General features: G+C 68.8%; 8 protein-coding genes. All 8 read right to left on the bottom strand.

Annotated elements, in window-relative coordinates; translation table 11 throughout:
• Positions 1-275: 275 nt before the first annotated feature.
• Positions 276-2,120, bottom strand: a complete 1,845-nt coding sequence (locus tag ACP93_RS18050; protein ID WP_048492044.1) for a glycoside hydrolase family 35 protein — start codon at positions 2,118-2,120, stop codon at positions 276-278.
• A 115-nt stretch (positions 2,121-2,235) separates the two neighbouring features.
• Positions 2,236-4,578, bottom strand: a complete 2,343-nt coding sequence (locus tag ACP93_RS18045) for a GH92 family glycosyl hydrolase (RefSeq protein ID WP_048492043.1) — start codon at positions 4,576-4,578, stop codon at positions 2,236-2,238.
• Positions 4,579-4,706: 128 nt separating this feature from the next.
• Positions 4,707-6,149 (bottom strand): glycoside hydrolase family 125 protein, encoded by a 1,443-nt coding sequence (locus ACP93_RS18040; RefSeq protein ID WP_048492042.1) that lies wholly within the window; start codon positions 6,147-6,149, stop codon positions 4,707-4,709.
• Between the two features lie 172 nt (positions 6,150-6,321).
• A complete protein-coding gene (locus ACP93_RS18035) occupies positions 6,322-7,764 on the bottom strand; it encodes a 6-phospho-beta-glucosidase (RefSeq protein ID WP_048492041.1) in 1,443 nt (480 codons plus the stop codon).
• Positions 7,739-8,674 (bottom strand): carbohydrate kinase family protein, encoded by a 936-nt coding sequence (locus ACP93_RS18030; protein ID WP_048492040.1) that lies wholly within the window; start codon positions 8,672-8,674, stop codon positions 7,739-7,741. Before ACP93_RS18030 ends, ACP93_RS18035 begins: the two co-directional genes overlap by 26 nt.
• Positions 8,671-10,041 (bottom strand): APC family permease, encoded by a 1,371-nt coding sequence (locus ACP93_RS18025; RefSeq protein ID WP_048492039.1) that lies wholly within the window; start codon positions 10,039-10,041, stop codon positions 8,671-8,673. Before ACP93_RS18025 ends, ACP93_RS18030 begins: the two co-directional genes overlap by 4 nt.
• Positions 10,038-11,957, bottom strand: a complete 1,920-nt coding sequence (locus ACP93_RS18020) for a beta-galactosidase (RefSeq protein WP_048492038.1) — start codon at positions 11,955-11,957, stop codon at positions 10,038-10,040. Before ACP93_RS18020 ends, ACP93_RS18025 begins: the two co-directional genes overlap by 4 nt.
• Before the next feature lie 844 nt (positions 11,958-12,801).
• On the bottom strand, positions 12,802-15,774 hold the full coding sequence (locus ACP93_RS18015; protein ID WP_048492037.1) for a TonB-dependent receptor: 2,973 nt from the start codon (positions 15,772-15,774) through the stop codon (positions 12,802-12,804).
• Between the last annotated feature and the right edge of the window lie 623 nt (positions 15,775-16,397).

Below are 16,397 nucleotides of genomic sequence, written 5' to 3'. Positions count from 1 at the left end.
GCGTGTAACTCAGTCGCATAGGGCGCTGATATCGCTGCCTTTTGAGCAGCATGTGTTCGAGATTCTATCTTTAGCCAGTCCCGCCGTCGCATAACCCTGCGTCCAACCCCGCCGCCGTTCCCCAGTGCATTCCCGTATAGGTCGACGCTATCACTTGTTGACGAACGTCACAAGTTAAAGGCCGCTCGGCGAAACCGCCGGCGGCCTTAATTTGTAGACAAGTTGTTTGACCCCGCGCCATCCGGATTTACCGGGCGGCACGCTCCGCGGAGAAGTCAGTTACTGGGCGTACTCCAAACCTGCCCCTTAACCCCACGCACACTCGCCTCCGCCACACCATCCAAATCAAACACAATCACGCTATTCCTCCCCTTCCGCTGCCACGGCGCTGGAAAATACAACGCCCGCTGCGGCCCGATATTCCAGTGCCTTCCCAGGTTATGGCCATTGGCCCAGGCGAAGCCTTTGCCGAAGGCCTGCATGTCCAGGAACGTATCGGCAGGCGTGCCGATCTTCAACGTGCCGCGGTGGAAGGCGGGGCCGTCGACCTTGGTGGTGGTCCAGCCAGTGAGCTTGCTCGGGTCGTCCATCGGCAGGGGGAAGGTCTGCCAGCCGGTGAGGGGCTTGCCGTCGAGTAGCACGGGGTCGACCAGGCCGGCTTGGCCGTCGGGCAGGTGGGCGCCGTAGTTGATGCGGCCGGTGTTCTCCACCAGCACGTCGAGGGTGTGGGGGCCGGCGGGGATGTCCACGTCCACCGCCACTTGCTGCAGGCGGCGCTCCGCGCTGCCGGCCAGGGTGCGATCGACGTAGACGCGGGCGTAGTCGCGCACCTCGCCCAGGTACAGGCTGCCCTTGCGCGGGCCGGTGACGGTGGTGCGGTAAAGGATGTAGCCGTAGGCCTGGCCGTAGCGCTCCATCGGCTGCGGGGTGTCGGTGGTGGCGGCCGGGGCGGGCAGGTTGTCCCAGAGCGAGGCGGATTCGCGCAGCGGCGTGGCCGGCAACTCGGCGAAGCGGATCGGCTTGGGTAGCGCCGGCGGGGCGATGCCGGTGACGCGCTGGATGGCGTCGCGGAACAGGGTGAACTTGGGGGTGGGGCGGCCGGCTTCGTCGAGCACGGCGTCGTAGTCGTAGCTGGTGGTCTGCGGGGCGTAGTGGTCGCTGGGGTTCTTCTGGAAGTTGGCGCCATTCATGAAGCCGAAGCTGGTGCCGCCGACGAACATGTAGAGGTTGGCGGAGTGGCCCTGGCGCAGGATCCATTCGAATTCGCTGGCCTGCTTGGCGGCATCGGTGGCCGCGTGCTTCTCGCCCCATTGGTCGAACCAGCCGGCCCAGTATTCGCCGACCATCTGCGGTTGCCCGGGGCGGAACTTGGCCAGGGTCTCGAAGGCGTTCTTGGCGTCGCCCGGGGCGAAGTTCACCACGGCCAGCGTATCCGGCAGGGTGCCGTTGGCGAGCACGTCGGGGCCGTCGGCGGTGAACAGCAGGGCCTTGTCGAAGCCGGCCTGGACGAACATGGCGCGGTTGCGGCGCATATAGGCGTGGTCGTCGCCGTAGGAGCCGTATTCGTTCTCCACCTGCACGGCGACGATCGGGCCGCCGTTGCCGTTGAGCCGCGGCTTGACCTGGGCGGCGAGGGCGTCGAGGTAGGCCTGGCTGGCGGCGAGGAAGCGCGGGTCCTGGCTGCGCACGCGCATGCCGGGTTCGGCGAACAGCCACGCGGGATAGCCGCCGGCTTCCCACTCGGCGCACACGTACGGGCCGGGGCGCAGGATCACGTTGAGGCCCTGCGCGGCGGCTTCGTCGACGAAGGCGGCGATGTCGTTGTTGCCGGTGAAGTCGAACTGGCCCGGCCGCGGTTCCACCAGGTTCCAGAACACGTAGGTCTCCACCGTGTTCAGGCCCATCGCGCGCGCCTTCTGCAGGCGGTCTTTCCAGTAGGCGCGCGGGATGCGCTGGAAGTGGATGGCGCCGGAGATGACCTGGTACGGCTTGCCGTCGCGGATGAAGTGATCGCCCTGGGTGGCGAAGGCGGGCCAGGCGGTGGTGTGTGTCGGCTGCGCGGCTGCCGGGAGCGACAGCAGGAGCGACAGGGCAAGGGCGGACAGGGTGCGACGCAGCATGTGGGGTTTCTTCCGGTAGCGAGGTCGGGCTTTACCTGTAGGAGCGGCTTCAGCCGCGACCGGGTTCCCGGGAAGGTCCGGTCGCGGCTGAAGCCGCTCCTACGAGACGCGAGGATCAGCTAAAGGACGGTGGCAGATCGTCCTTGCCCGCACCGAACGCGGTGTTGGGCTTCGGACCCATCTCCAGTTCCAGCGTACCGCCGGCGGCGAGGTCGGCATGGCGCAGCCAGCTGCGGGTGTAGGGCTTGCCGTTCCAGCGTGCACCTTGGATATAGACGTTGGTCGCGCTGTTGCCGTGGGCGACGATGCGCAGGGTGCGGCCGTTGCCCACGTCCAGTTGCGCGCGCTTGAACAGCGGGCTGCCCAGCACGTAGTTGGCGCTGACCGGGTCCACCGCGTACAGGCCCAGCGCGCTGAGCACGAACCAGGCGCTCATCTGCCCGCAGTCCTCGTTGCCGGACAGGCCGTTGCGCGCGTCGTGGTACTGCTCGCGCAGCAGCCGCCGCACCATCGCCTGGGTCTTGTACGGCTGCCCGGCGTAGGCGTAGAGGTAGGCGACGTGGTGGCTGGGTTCGTTGCCGTGCGCGTACTGGCCAACCATGCCGTCGATGTCCGGCGGTGCGTCCGCCGGCAGCTCGGAGCTGGTGGTGAACAGTTCGTCGAGCTTGGCGACGAACGCATCGCGGCCGCCGAACAGGTCCATGTAGCCGTACAGGTCGTGCTGGTTGAGGAAGGTGGCCTGCCAGGCGTTGGACTCGGTGAAGTCGCGCCACTGCGCGCTGTGGCCCATCGCGCGCGGATCGAACGGGGTGGCCCACTGGCCGTCGCTCAGGCGCGGCTGCACGAAGGTGCTTTCGCGGTTGAACACGTTGCGGTACTGGCGCGAGCGTTCGCGCAGGTGCTTGGCGTCGTCGTCGGCGCCGACCGCCTGCGCCAGGTGCGCCACCGCCCAGTCGTCGTAGGCGAATTCCAGGGTGCGGCTGACCGATTCGTCGACCTTGTCGCAGGGGATGTAGCCCATCTGCCGGTACAGCGCCAGGCCGTGCACGTCGTCGTCCATCGCGCGCTTGCGCCAGGCCGGGTAGGCGGCCTTCCAGTCGATGCCGGTGAAGCCCTTGGCATGCGCCTCGGCCAGCACCACGGCGGAGTGGTAGCCGATCATGCAGTCGGTCTCCACGCCCTGCAGCGGCCAGATGGCGACGCCCTGCGGCGATTCGTGGGCGCCGCGCACCAGGCACTGCACCAGATCGGGCACGCGCTCGGGCTGCACCAGGGTCAGCAAGGGATGCAGGGCGCGGTAGGTGTCCCACAGCGAGTAGGTGCTGTAGTTGTGGTAGCCGGCCGGCGCCTGGTGCACCTGCAGGTCCATGCCGCGGTAGCGGCCGTCGGTGTCGCTGAACAGGGTCGGCGCGATCAGGCTGTGGTACAGCGCGGTGTAGAAGATGCGGCGCTGCGCCTCGTCGTCGCTGTCGATGCGCACCCGCCCCAGTTCCTTCTCCCATTCGGCCACGGCGGCGGCGTGCACGCGGGCGAAGTCGAAGTCGGGCAGTTCCGCGTCGAGGTTGGCCAGTGCGTTGTCGGCGCTGACCGCGGAGAGGCCGACCTTGACCAGCAGCGGCGCCTCGGCGGCATCGGGATAGTGCAGGGCCAGTTTCAGGCGCGTGCCGTCGGCACTGCGCGCAGTCGCGGCCAGCGGCTGGTCGTCGGCATACAGTTGCGCGCTGGCGAACGGCCGCGACAGGCGCATGGCGAAGTAGATGTAGCGGCCCTTGGCCCACTGGTAGACGCGGCGGCCGCCGGTGACGGTCTGCGCGTCGACCAGGCGCAGGCTGGCGTCCTCGACGCGGGTGGGGATCTCGGGCTTGTCCTGCATGCCATGGCACAGGTCCAGCAGCAGGTGTGCCGGCTTGCCCTTGGGGAAGTGGTAGCGGTGCAGGCCGGCGCGCGCGGTGGCGGTGAGTTCGGCATGCACGCCGCTGTCCTTCAGGCGCACGCGGTAGTAGCCGGGCGAGGCGGCTTCGTCGGCGTGGTCGTAGCGCGAGCGGTAGCCGGCGTCGGGGTTCTCGCGCGTGCCGGGCTGCAGCTTCACCGGGCCGGTGGCCGGCACCACCAGGAAATCGAGCATGTCGCCGACGCCGGTGCCGGACAGGTGGGTGTGCGAGAAGCCCATGATCGAGCTGTCGTCGGCGTGGTAGCCGGAGCAGGCGTCCCAATCGGCGTTGTAGGTGTCCGGGCTCAGTTGCACCATGCCGAACGGCAGCGTGGCGCCGGGGAAGGTGTGGCCGTGGCCGCCGGTGCCGATGAACACGTCGACGTTGCGGGTGAGCTCGGCCTTGGCGCGTGCATCGGCCGGCAGCGCGTAGCTGCCGGCGCGTGCCTGCGCCAGCCGCGCGATGCCGCTGCTGCCGAACAGGGCCAGGGCGATGGCGCCCTGCAGGAAACCGCGTCGTGTGGCCATGGTGCTGTCCTCGGGGTGTGCGGCGGTGCGGTGGGGGTGTTTGCTGTTGCGGGAGGGACTTCAGTCCCGACGCTTTGTCTGTAAGGCCCGTCGGGACTGAAGTCCCTCCCACACATGCAGTGATCGCGTCAGGCCTTCAGCAGGTGCGGCTTGCGCTGGTGCAGGTCGATGATCAGTTCGCCGAACAGGGTGTTGGCCCAGGCGAACCAGTCGCGGGTGAAGGTGTTCGGGTTGTCTTTGTCGAAGGCTTCGTGCATGAAGCCGCTGCCGGCGTCGGTGGTCTTGAGCCACTGCAGGCACTGGCGGATCTGCGCGTCGTCGTCGCTGGCCAGGGCGTACTGCATCAGCGACATCGGCCAGATCGTGCCCAGGCCGCTGTGCGGGCTGCCCACGCCTTCGGCGGCGCGGCCGCGGGAGAAGTACGGGTTGCGCTCGCTCCAGGCCAGTTGCCGGGTGCGCAGGAACACCGGATCGCGGCGGTCGCAGCAGCCCAGGTAGGCCAGGCTCAGCAGGCCGGGGGCGTTGGCGTCGTCGATGAACAACTGGTTGCCGTAGCCGTCCACCTCGTAGGCCCAGAACGGCTGGCCGTCGGCGTCGCGCATCTGCCCGAACGTTCGGGTGGCCGTCTCGACCTCGTCGGCCAGGGCGCGGCACTCGCCGGCGAAGGCGGTGTCGTGGTGCAGCGCCTCGCTCATCGCCGCCAGTTGCCGCAGCGAGGTCACCGCGAACAGGTTGGCGGGGACGAACAGCGGATACAGGCAGGCGTCGTCGGACGGGCGGAACATCGAGTGGATCATGCCGTTGGGCCGGGTCGGCTGCCCGTAGCCGTCCAGCACCAGGGTCTCGGTGGCCAGCGGCGAGGGCCGCTGGAAACTGTACGGGCCGCGGCCGTGCAGACGCTGCTGTTCGCGGAAGGTACGCACCACCACGTGCATCGCCTCGCGCCAGTCGTCGTCGAACGGCGCGGCATCGCCGCTGGCGCGCCAGTACTCGTGCGCCAGGCGGATCGGGTAGCACAGCGAGTCCACTTCCCATTTGCGCTCGCCGACGCCGGGCTTCATCTCGGTGATGTCGGCCACCGACCACTTCAGGCGCTGGCTGGTGCCGTCGGGCAGGAACGCGTTGGCGTAGGGATCCAGGCGGATGCAGGCGGCCTGGCGCTGGATCAACCCATGGAACATGCGCCGCAGCGCCGGGTCGCGCTTGGCCAGCGGCACGTAGGGATGCACCTGCGCGGAAGAATCGCGCAGCCACATCGCCTCGATGTCGCCGGTGATGACGAAGGTGTCCGGCTTGCCGTTGCGGGTACCGGTCTCGACCGTGGTGTCGAGGGTGTTGGGGTAGCAGTTCTCGAACAGCCAGGCCAGGCGCGGATCGCCGATGCCGGCCTTGACCGTGCGCAACTGACGCTCGACCGCGGCGCTGACGAAGCGGCGCTTGCCCGGCGGCGGCCGCTTGCTGGGCAGGGCGGCGGAGGCCGATGCCGCGGCGGCGGCCGGCAGCGCCCCGCTCAGCAGCGCGGCGCCGGCGCTGGCGCCGAGGAAGTGGAGGATGTCGCGGCGGGTGGGCATGGCCTGGAACGCTCCGTGGAATCGACGAACGCTCCCAGCGCGGGCCGGCACCGGGGGAAGGCGCCGGCCGCGGCCGGGAGAGCAGGTTGATGGTACCTATAACGGACCAATTTGCGACGACCTTACAACGTGTGGCCGTCCGATGCATCCTGCGACCGCACAACCGGCCGGCTCAGTGGGGGTGATGCGCGCCATGCCAGTGCATCGGTCCGGAGCACACGCACTCGCCGTCGTCGTCGCCGTTGCCGGCATGGCCGAACAAGGCTTCCAGCAGCCGCCGCGACGGGCTCCATTCGCCGATGGCCGGGTGGATCAGCATCGCCTTGCACGCTTCCAGGTGGCTGCCGCTGAGTGCGGCGTCGATGGCGGCGTGCTCGTAGGCCTTGACCGTGCGCACCAGGCCCTGGATCGCCTCGGGTAGCGGCCGTGCCGGCAGCGGGGTGATGCGGTCGCGCTCGATGGTGGAGGAGATCTCCACGATGTCGTCGTCGGCCAGTTCCGGCATGCAGCCCTGGTTGCGCACGTTGACCACGTGCCGCCCGGGGAGCGCGCCGGTCAGTGCGCTCATCACGTCCACGGCGATGCGGTGGTAGCCGGTACTGGCGCGGAACGGATCCGGCTGCGGCGCGAGATCGTCGGCGAAGGCCGAGCCGGCCTCGGCCTCCAGCCGCATGTACGAGCCGGAGCGCTGCTGCAGGTAGGCGGCGTAGGTCTGCACCGCGCCGCTGCCGTCGCCGGCGTTGAGGCGGCTGCGCAGGTCGGCGATCAGGGTGTGGTTGAGCCGTTCGATCTCGCTGGCGCGGCTGGCGCCGCTGGCGCGCTGGTTCTCCAGGGCGCGGCTGCGCTCGTAGTAGAAGTACAGGTATTCGGTGGGGATCAGCCGCAGCGTGCGCAGCATGTCGAAGTCGAACAACGGTGCCAGGTACAGCTGGCGCAGGATCGCGTCGTCGGCGAGGATGCGGTCGAGCACATCCTCGCCGCGCACGCGCACCGCGCGGATCCAGCCCAGGTGGTTGAGGCCGACGTACTCGCAGTCCACGTCCGCCGGCGGCTCGCCGAGCGCGCGGGCGATGTTGTGGAACAGCTCCACCGGCGTGTCGCAGATGCCGACCACGCGCGCGCGGGTGTGGCGGCTGATGGCCTGGGTAATCAGCCCGGCCGGGTTGGTGAAGCTGACCAGCCAGGCGTCGGGGCTGAGCCGCTCCACCATGCGCGCCTGCTCGATCGCCACCGGCACCGTGCGCAGCGCCTTGGCGACGCCGCCGGGGCCGGTGGTCTCCTGCCCGGCGTAGCCATGGCGGATGATGGTGTGCTCGTCGGTGGCGCGCTGGTGGATGCCGCCGATGCGGATGCTGTTGAGCACGAAGTGCGCGCCGTCGATCGCCGCTTCCGCCGAACTGGCCGCGTTGACCTGCAGCTCGCCACCGAACTCGGCGACCACCGCGCGGCCCAGCGCGACCATCAGCGCCAGCCGCTCCTGGTCCGGATCGTAGAGCACGATCTCGCGCGCACCGAGCGCTTCGGCGGCATCGTTGACGCCGTACACCACCAGCGGCGCACGCACGCCACCGCCGCCGATCAGGGCGAGTTTACGGTTGGGAAAGGAACTGCTCATGGAGACTCCTGAGACGTGGGGGATCGGGAAGGCCGTCGAGCGCGCCGAGCGCGGTGCAGCAGGCGGCGCCGCACAGGCAGCCGCGCTGCGCGCAGGCATCGAGGGAAAGGTGGTCCAGCAGCGCGTCGATGAAGCCGGCATCGAAGGCGTCGCCAGCGCCGGTGGTGTCCTGCACTGCAACCACGGGGGCGGCGACTCGCCGCGCGCCGGCCGCATCGACCACGCAGGCGCCGGCACCGCCGAGCTTGATCGTCACCTGCGCCAGGCCCAGCGCCTGCGCCCAGGCGCCGCAGGACGCAGTGTCGTCGCCGGCGCAACCGGCCAGTGCCGCCTCCTTCTGGTTGGGCAGGAAGTGATCGACCGCGCGGCAGGTGGCGTGGTTGTCCGGATCGGCCAGCCAAGCCGGGTTGAAGCCCACGTCCAGCGAGGTGCTGCAGCCGGCCGCGCGCAACGCCGGCAGCAGCGTGCGCGCCAGCGTCGCCGGCAGCGGCAGGGCGAAGTGCACATGGCGCGCGGCGCACATCGCCTCCAGCGCGGCGGCGCTGCCCAGCAGTGGTTCCAACTCGGCATTGGCGCCGGGGTAGGTGAAGAACGAACGATCGTCTTGCAGCGACACGCTGGCGGTGACGCCGGTACCGGCGGGGTGGTCGATCAGGCCCTCGGTGCCGACGCCAAATTCGCCCAGGCGCTGCGCGAACCAGTCACGGTCGCCGGCGCCGATCGCGCCGATCAGCGTGACCGTGCGTCCGAGCCGCGCCAGCCCGCAGGCGGTGTTGACGGTGCCGCCGCCGAGATCGAGGTGGTAGTGCCGCGCCATCGCTTCCTCGCCCGGCCCGGGCCAGGTGCTGAAGCCGCTGAAGATGTGGTCGAGATAGACCTCGCCGACCACCGCGACGTCGTGGGTTTTCATTGCTGGAAGGGCCATGCTGCCTCGCGTTTGGCCTGGATGAGATAGAGCGCGGTGCCCGCGCACAGCGCCAGCATCGCCGCCAGCAACCGCGGCAGCGGACTGGTGGCCAGCAGCGCCAGCCAGCCGCAGACGCTGATCAGCAGCGGCCACGGATACAGCGGCATGGCGAAGCGGGCGCGGCGCCGCGGCTGCCGCCGCAGCAGCACCACCGCCAGGCATTGCGCCAGGAACTGGAACAGGATCTGGATGATCATCAGCGTGGCGATCAGGTCGTCCAGCGACAGCGGACAGGCCAGCGCCGATGTAATGCCGACGAACAGCAGCGACACGGTGGGAAAGCGCCCGCGCGGATGCAGCCGCGCGAACACGCCGAAGAACTGGCCGGATGCCGCCGCCGCATACGGCACCCGCGAATAGCCCAGCAGCACCACCAACGCCGAGCCCCAACTGGCGAGCACGATCAGCGCCACCGCCACGGTGCTGCCCACCGGGCCATAGATGGCCTGCATGAAATCGGCGACCACCGCCTTGGACTGCGCCGCCTGCTGCCACGGCAGCACGCCGAGCAGGGTCACGTTCAAGCCCAGGTATAGCACCGCCACGATCGGGATCGACCACAGCACCGCGCGCGGAATCGTGCGGCGCGGCTTGCGGATCTCGCCGCCGAGCATGCACACGTTGTTGTAGCCGCCGTAGTCGTACACCGCGATCAGCGCCACCGCGCCGAAGCCCAGCCAGAAGCCGTGCGGCGAAGCGGGCCGCGCCTGCAGGAACTCGCGCGCCAGCGCCATGTCGAAATGCAGCGCGCCGCTGAGCACGATCCACACGCACGCGGCGATCACTACCGCGCTGACCAGCAGCGACAGCACCTGCACCGAGCGCACCTGCCGGTACAGCAGCGCGGTGTTGAACAGGCATAGCGCCATGGCGATGCCGGTGAGCGCGGCGTGGCTCAGCCCGGGCATCAGGTAGGCCAGGTACTGTGCGCAGCCGACCGCGGCCGCGGCCACCGACAGCGGCGCGGTCAGCAGCGTCTGCCACAGGTACAGGAAACCGAACAGGCGCCCGGCGCGGTCGCGGCCATAGGCCTCGCGCAGGTAGTGGTACGGCCCGCCCGAGCGCGGGATCGCCGAGCCCAGTTCGGCCCACACCAGGCCGTCGCACAGGCACAGCAGCGCGCCGACCACCCAGCCCAGCAAGACTGCCGGCCCGGCCAGCGCCGACAGCGCCAGCGGAATGGTGATGAACGGGCCGATCCCGATCATGTTGAGCAGGTTGGCCGACAGCGCGCTCCAGAATCCCAGTGTGCGTGGTGGCGCGCCCTGATCCTCGGCGGAGGACGCGACGGGGGCGGCGAGCGACGTCATGTGCATGCGCGATCCTGCGGGGAGGAGAGGGGAGCGATGGCCTGCGTTGGCTGCGCGGGCACCAGGCCATCGGCGCAGTGCACCTGGCCCGGCTGCAGGCGGTGCAGATCGAGGATCAACACTTGGTTGGCGCCGGCGCGCAGCCAGGCACCGGGGCAATAGAGGCATTGCTGCGGGCCGATGTCCCAGTAGCGGCCGAGCAGGCGCCCGTTGACCCACAGATAGCCCTTGCGCCAGTCGCGCATGTCCAGGTGCACGTCGCCCGGCTGGTCGAGGGTGAACTCGGTGGCGAAGAACAGGCCTGGGCGCTGCGGCGGCGCCTGTAGCGGGCGCAGCGATGGCATCGGGTCCGCGTCCAGCGCCAGCCCGCGTACCTCCCAACCATGCAGCTCCTGTCCATCGAGCCGTACCGGACCGAGCAGGCCCTTGCGATCGCCCAGCGCCGGGCCGAAGTTGATGTGGCCGAAGCTGTCGACCAGCACCTCCAGATCGCGCGTGTCCTTTGCTGCATCGGGCAAGCGCAGCTGCAGTGCGCTGTGCAGGCGCGGATGCCGCACCCGCGACACGTGGTCCAGCTCGCGCCCGTCCACATGCGCCACCGCGTAGTCGTGCACCTGTCCCAGGTGCAGCGCCTGGCCGGGGCCGATCCGCCGCCGATACAGCACCAGCCCCTGGTCCTGGCCGAGCAGGCGCTGGTTGTCGATGGGGGTGTCGGTCTGCAGCGCGGGGCCGAGGTTGTCCCATAGCGCGGCCACGGGCGTGGCCTGCACCGCTTCGAAGTGCGCGCGGCGCGGTGCGGCCGGTACCGGCGGCGCCGGCGTGTCGGCCTGCGCAGTGATGATCTGGCGTAACGCAAAGTACGCCGGCGTGGCGCGGCCGGCTTCGTCGATCGGCGCGCCGTAGTCGTAGCTGGTGAGCGCCGGCTGGAACTGCGAGCCGTCGTCCTCGGCATTGGCTCCGGCGCTGAGGCCGAAGTTGGTGCCACCGTGCACCACGTACAGATTGAACGAATAGCCGGCGGCGGCGATGCGGCGCAGCAGCGGCGCATAGTCGCGGCGCGCGAACTGCGGCTCGCCCCAGTGCGTGAGCCAGCCGGGGTAGCCCTCGGACACCCACACCGGCGCCTGCCCGGCGAAGGCCGTGGCCGCCCGCAGATCGTGCAGGTCGGGACCATCCAGTCCCAGCGCGGCACCGGGCAGCATGGCCTGGCGCCGACGCAGATCCTTGAGCCCTTCGGCCAGCGAGAACGGCCCCTCGACGCCATGCGCACGCCACAGTGCGGCCAGCGCCTGCAGGTAGCCGACGTCGCTGCCGTGCATTGAATACTCGTTCTCGATCTGCAGCATCAGCACCGGCCCGCCGGCACTGGCCATCAACGGCGCGATGCGCGGCGCGATCGCCCCGATGTAGCGTTCCACCGCCGCCATGTAGCGCGCATCGTGGCGATCGCGCAGGCGGATGTTCGCGTCGCGCAGCAGATACGGTGGCAACCCGCCCAGCGTCCACTCCGCGCAGACATACGGCCCCGGTCGCAGGTACACCCACAGCCCCTCCTGCTGGCACAGGCGGATGAACCCGACGAAGTCGCGCTCGCCGCTGTCCAGATCGAACTGCCCAGGCGCCGTTTCCAGCGCATTCCACATCAGGTACAGCGCGATGGTGTTCAACCCCATCGCCTTGGCCATGCGAATCCGATGCAACCAATCCGCCTTCGCGATCCGCAGCGGATGCAGTTCGCCACTGCGGATCTGCCACGGCTGCCCGTCCAAGGTGAAGCTTCCTTGCGCGAAGCCAAACGTGTGTGGCCGTCCGTCCGGCACCGGCGCTGATGCCGGCACCGCCGCGCGCAGCATCGGCATCGCCGCCAATCCCAACGGCGCCAGCAACCCAAATCGGCAGAAGGCGCGGCGTTTCATTGCAGGCTCCAGGAAGATCGGCGCACCTCAGCTGTGGCCGAAATCCCGAAAGAAGGGGAGGGGTATTGGATGCAGGAAACAAGGCGGGGCGTAGTGGCACCAACTGCATCGATGGTGTCGATCCACGAAGTAACTTCGTATTGCCGCTGCCGCTGCCGCTGCCGCTGTTGCTGTTGCTCTTCAGCTTTTGCTCTTCCCGGGTCCCCTCCGCAGCGGCGGAGCTGGCGGGCAAAACCCCCCGCAGGGGGGCGGCGCACAGGGATGTGCGCCGTTTTCGGTCGGGGCAGGATGCCCCGTCCGAAAATCCCGTCGGCGGAGCGAACCCGCGTAGCGGGCGCGAAGGCGGGGTGTGCTTTCTTTTGGTTACTTTTCTTTGCACAAGCAAAGAAAAGTGACTCGCCGTCAGGCGAAAGCTTTTGCCTTCGCTTTCCAGCATCCTCAGTAAAGCCCGTCGGGACTGAAGTCCCTCCCACAAAAGGCGTTGTTCCAGTCGAGTCGGTAGAGCCTGTCGCGGCTGAAGCCGCTCCTACGACAGCCGAGGCGCGTGCTGCTCGAGCGAGCTGCTGATGCAGCCTGATCCGGGCCGGACCGGGAAAGCCCGTCGGGACTGAAGTCCCTCCCACAAAAGGCCTGATCCAGGCGAAGTCGGTAAGGCCTGTCGCGGCTGAAGCCGCTCCTACAAGAGTGACGGCGTGTGCCACGACAACCCAGGCGCGCGCTGCTTGAGTGGGCTCCCGATGCAACCTGATCCAGGCCGCATCGGCAACGCCCGTCGGGACTGATGTCCCTCCCACAAGAAGCGTGGCAACGCTCCGCGATGGCATCCCCGTGCGCACGCCGCGCCCTAGAACGCGTACTTGACGGTCAACAGCGTCATCATGCCGGCATCCACGATGTCCGACACCGCCAGATTGTGCCGGCCCACATGGCCCCAGTAACTGTATTCCTTGGTGAGATTGGAGATCGACAGATCCACATTCACTCCATTGTCGAACCGATACCCCGCATGTAGATCCACCCGCCGCGTCGGCCGCGCCCACAGGTCGTCCCACGGCGCGTTCTGGTGCAGGAAGTCGTAGTTCAGCAGATAGGAACTGCTGAAGTGGTAGCTCAGGTTCACCGAGAACTTCGAGCGCTCGTAGAACAGCTCCAGGTTGGCCATCGCATTCGGCGCCGACTGCATCTGCTCGTCTTCGAAACCGGCCATGCCCAGATCGGCATGCGCATGCTGGCGCGTGGCATTGGCGCTGACGCCCAGCCCGTCGAACGGCGCCGGCAGGTCCTGGAAGCGCTGCCGCGCGCTGACCTCCACACCGTACACGCGGCCGTCGCCGCCGTTGGTCGGCATCTGGTAGAACACCGTGCCGCTGCCGCTGGTGCCCGAGTTGGCCTGGCCGGAACCGGCGTCGTAGATGTAGTGGTGCAGGCGCTTGTAGAAGCCGGCCACCGAGAAGAATCCGCCATGGTCGGTCGCCCATTCGCCGGACAGGTCCAGGTTGGTCGAGGTGATCGCCTTCAGGTCCGGGTTGCCCTGGGTGATGGTGGTGATGCCGTTGGAGATGTTGATCTGGGTGCCGCCGCCCAATTGCACGAACGCCGGCCGCGTATAGCTGGTCCACAGTGCCGCGCGGTAGGTGCTGGCGCTATCCGGACGCCAGGTCAGGAACACGCTCGGCAGCGGCTGGTCGTAGTGCGTGCTGTTGGCGGCGAAGTAGCCGACCTGCTGGTTGCCGTTGTTGTCGGTGGGCGTGGTCCAGAAGGTGTTGTGGATGCTGGTGTGCTCGAAGCGCACGCCGGGCACCACTTCCAGGCTGCCGACGTTGAAGGTGGCCATCGCGTAGGCGGCGCTGACCGCCTCGGTGCCGCGCATCGTGTTGCAGTTGTAGTTGTTGACGTAGAACGCGCTGCCGCAGGTGTCCAGGTCGTCGTCGGTGAGGTGGTTGGCGATGACCTGCGCCACCGCGCCTTCGCTGACCCGCGGCGTGGCCCAGTGGTACTTGCCGGGGAAAATCGCCGCGTAGCCGCCGTTGAAGATGCCCAGATCGCCCAGCGTGCTGGCATCGGGCACCGGGCCGGTCCACCAGTCCCGGTTGCTGTAGTGGCGGCTGCTCTTGCTGTACTTCACGCCGAACTGCAACGCGGTCAGCGCGCCGTCGCTGAAGTCGTAGCGCGCGTCGAACTTGGCGCCGCCCTTCTTCTGCCCGGAGTAGATCTTGGTCGATTCGCCGTAGCTGCTGGCGTACAGCGAGGGGATGTTGTTGACCTGCGCCAGCAGCGCCGGGGTCAGCTGCGGGTAGGGGAACGCGCCGCTGCCGTAGCGCATCAGGCTGCTGCCGGAGTAGGCGAAGTTGGCCTGGCTGAACTTGTCCTCGCGCCCGTCGATCTCGATGTGGTCGGGGCGGTCGTTGTCGCCGAAGCTGTAGAACAGGTTCGGCGACAGCGTCCAGTTGCCGGCGGTCTTGCGCGCGCCCACCTGGAACGTGGCCAGGTCGGCGATTTCCGGGTTGGTCTCGTACCAGAAGCGCGCGGCGATGCGGTTGATGTTGGGCGAATACACACCGGGCGTGGCGGTCGGCACGAAGCTGACGTCCTGCGGCAGCAACTGCACGAAGGTGGTGCCTTGGTCGGTCTTGGCGTAGGCGTAGGTGGCGCGCGCGTACACCGACAGGGTCTCGTCCACGTTCCAGTCGAAGGCCGCGTTGCCGCCGTAGCGGCGCTCCCAGCCGGCGACCACGCCGACGTTCATGCCGGTGCTGGTCAGGTTGTCCTGCGGCGCGTAGCCGGCGGCGTTGCTGCCGTCGGCGTTGGCGTGCAGGAATTTCCAGGAACCGTCGTTGAGCGCGCTGGTGGCCGCAGCCACCTCGCTGTTGGTGGAGGTGCGGTAGTCGTAGTAGGCACTGGCGTAGAAGCCGAACTGCTGCTCGTCGCCAAACTTGTGCTGGAACTCGCCGGCCAGGCCGCCGCCGAGGCCGTCGCCGCCGTAGTCGCGCGCGCGGCTCTCCACGCGGCCGCTGACGGTGACGCTGCCGCTGGTGGCGTCCTTGTAGTCGTAGGCGGTGGGTGTGCGGAAATCCAGGGTGCCGCCGATCGCATCGCCGTCCATGTCGGCGGTGGAGGTCTTGTTGGCGACGATGGTCTGCAGGCCCGAGGGCGGCAGCAGGCTCAACTGCACGCTGCGGCTGTACGGCATGCCCTGGGCGACGGTGACGCCGTCGATCAGGTTGACGTTGTATTCGGAGGGCAGGCCGCGCACCGAGGCGAACATGCCTTCGCCGCGCGCGGCGCCGTCGACGCCGCCGAAGTAGCCCGAGCCGCTGTAGGTGATGTTGATGCCGGCGATCAGGCCCAGCGCCTCGGCGACGTTGTGCACGGCGGTGTGCTCAAGATCGTTGGCCGAGAGTACGTCCACCGTGTTCGAGGAATTCATCTTCAGCGTGCTGGCGTCGTAGCGATTGGCCGCCACGCTGATGGTCTGCAACTGCTTGGCCTCGTCCAGCGCGATGGACACCGTGGCGGCGCCGCTGTCGGCGACCTGCACGGTGGTTTCCGGCGCGCTGAAGCCGGGGTAGTCCAGTTGCAGCGCGTACTGCCCGGCCGGCACGTCGGCGATGGCGAAGCGGCCTTGTGCGTCGGTGGCGGCGCTGAGCGCGGTGCCGGCGATGGCGACCTTGGCGTGCGCGGCGGGCTTGCCGCTGCTGCGCTCCTTGAGTTCGCCCTGTACGGTGCCGGCCAGCGCGGGTGCGGTGGCGGCGAGGCCGGTGATGGCCAGAATGGCGGCGCACAGCGCCTTGCGCTTGCAATAGGGATGGGTTGCCACGTGACACCTCGCTGATCGTGATCGGTGCGGGCACGCGCCGAAGGCGACGCGCCGCTGCGTTCCTGGATGGCAGACACGGTGGGCGGAAGGCGCGCGCGCTCGGACCGCACGCCGGGCGGCGTGCAAGCAGGACAAAGCGAACGGCGACCGACGCGAGGCGTCTGCCGGCTGGGCGGACCGTTAAACGGCGATCAGTGGCGTGGCGGCGAGTAGCCGGCGATGCACTTGGAGCGCGAACGCAGCGCGCTCAGCTTGTAGCGACGGGTCATGCGCAGCGGCTCCCGTGCGCGCCCGCGCGGGGCGCGGACGACAGGCAGGGCGCCGGAACTCCGGCGAGGCATCGATCCTGGCTGCGACGACTGCATGACATGGCACATCACCCCTGGAACTGCCCTGGAAAACGCCGCAGGTGCTGCGGCGTTCGGCGCGTCTGGCATCGTCGGCGCGTGGCACCGACGTGTTATCGATACCTCTGTCCCGGAGAACTGTCAATAGGTCGTGAAAAATAAATTAGCAGGACGCTGAAACATGGGGTGATGGCGCCCGGCGGCGGGAGCGCGGCGGACAGTTACGCTGCACCGCCGCATGCGCTGGCGCATTTCGTAGACAGGGGCCGTCGGCGG

The organism is Xanthomonas sp. NCPPB 1128, from assembly GCF_001043115.1.
GTDB lineage: Bacteria > Pseudomonadota > Gammaproteobacteria > Xanthomonadales > Xanthomonadaceae > Xanthomonas_A.
The sequence above is the reverse complement of the archived record's forward strand: the minus strand, read 5'-3'. Positions and strand labels throughout refer to the sequence as shown.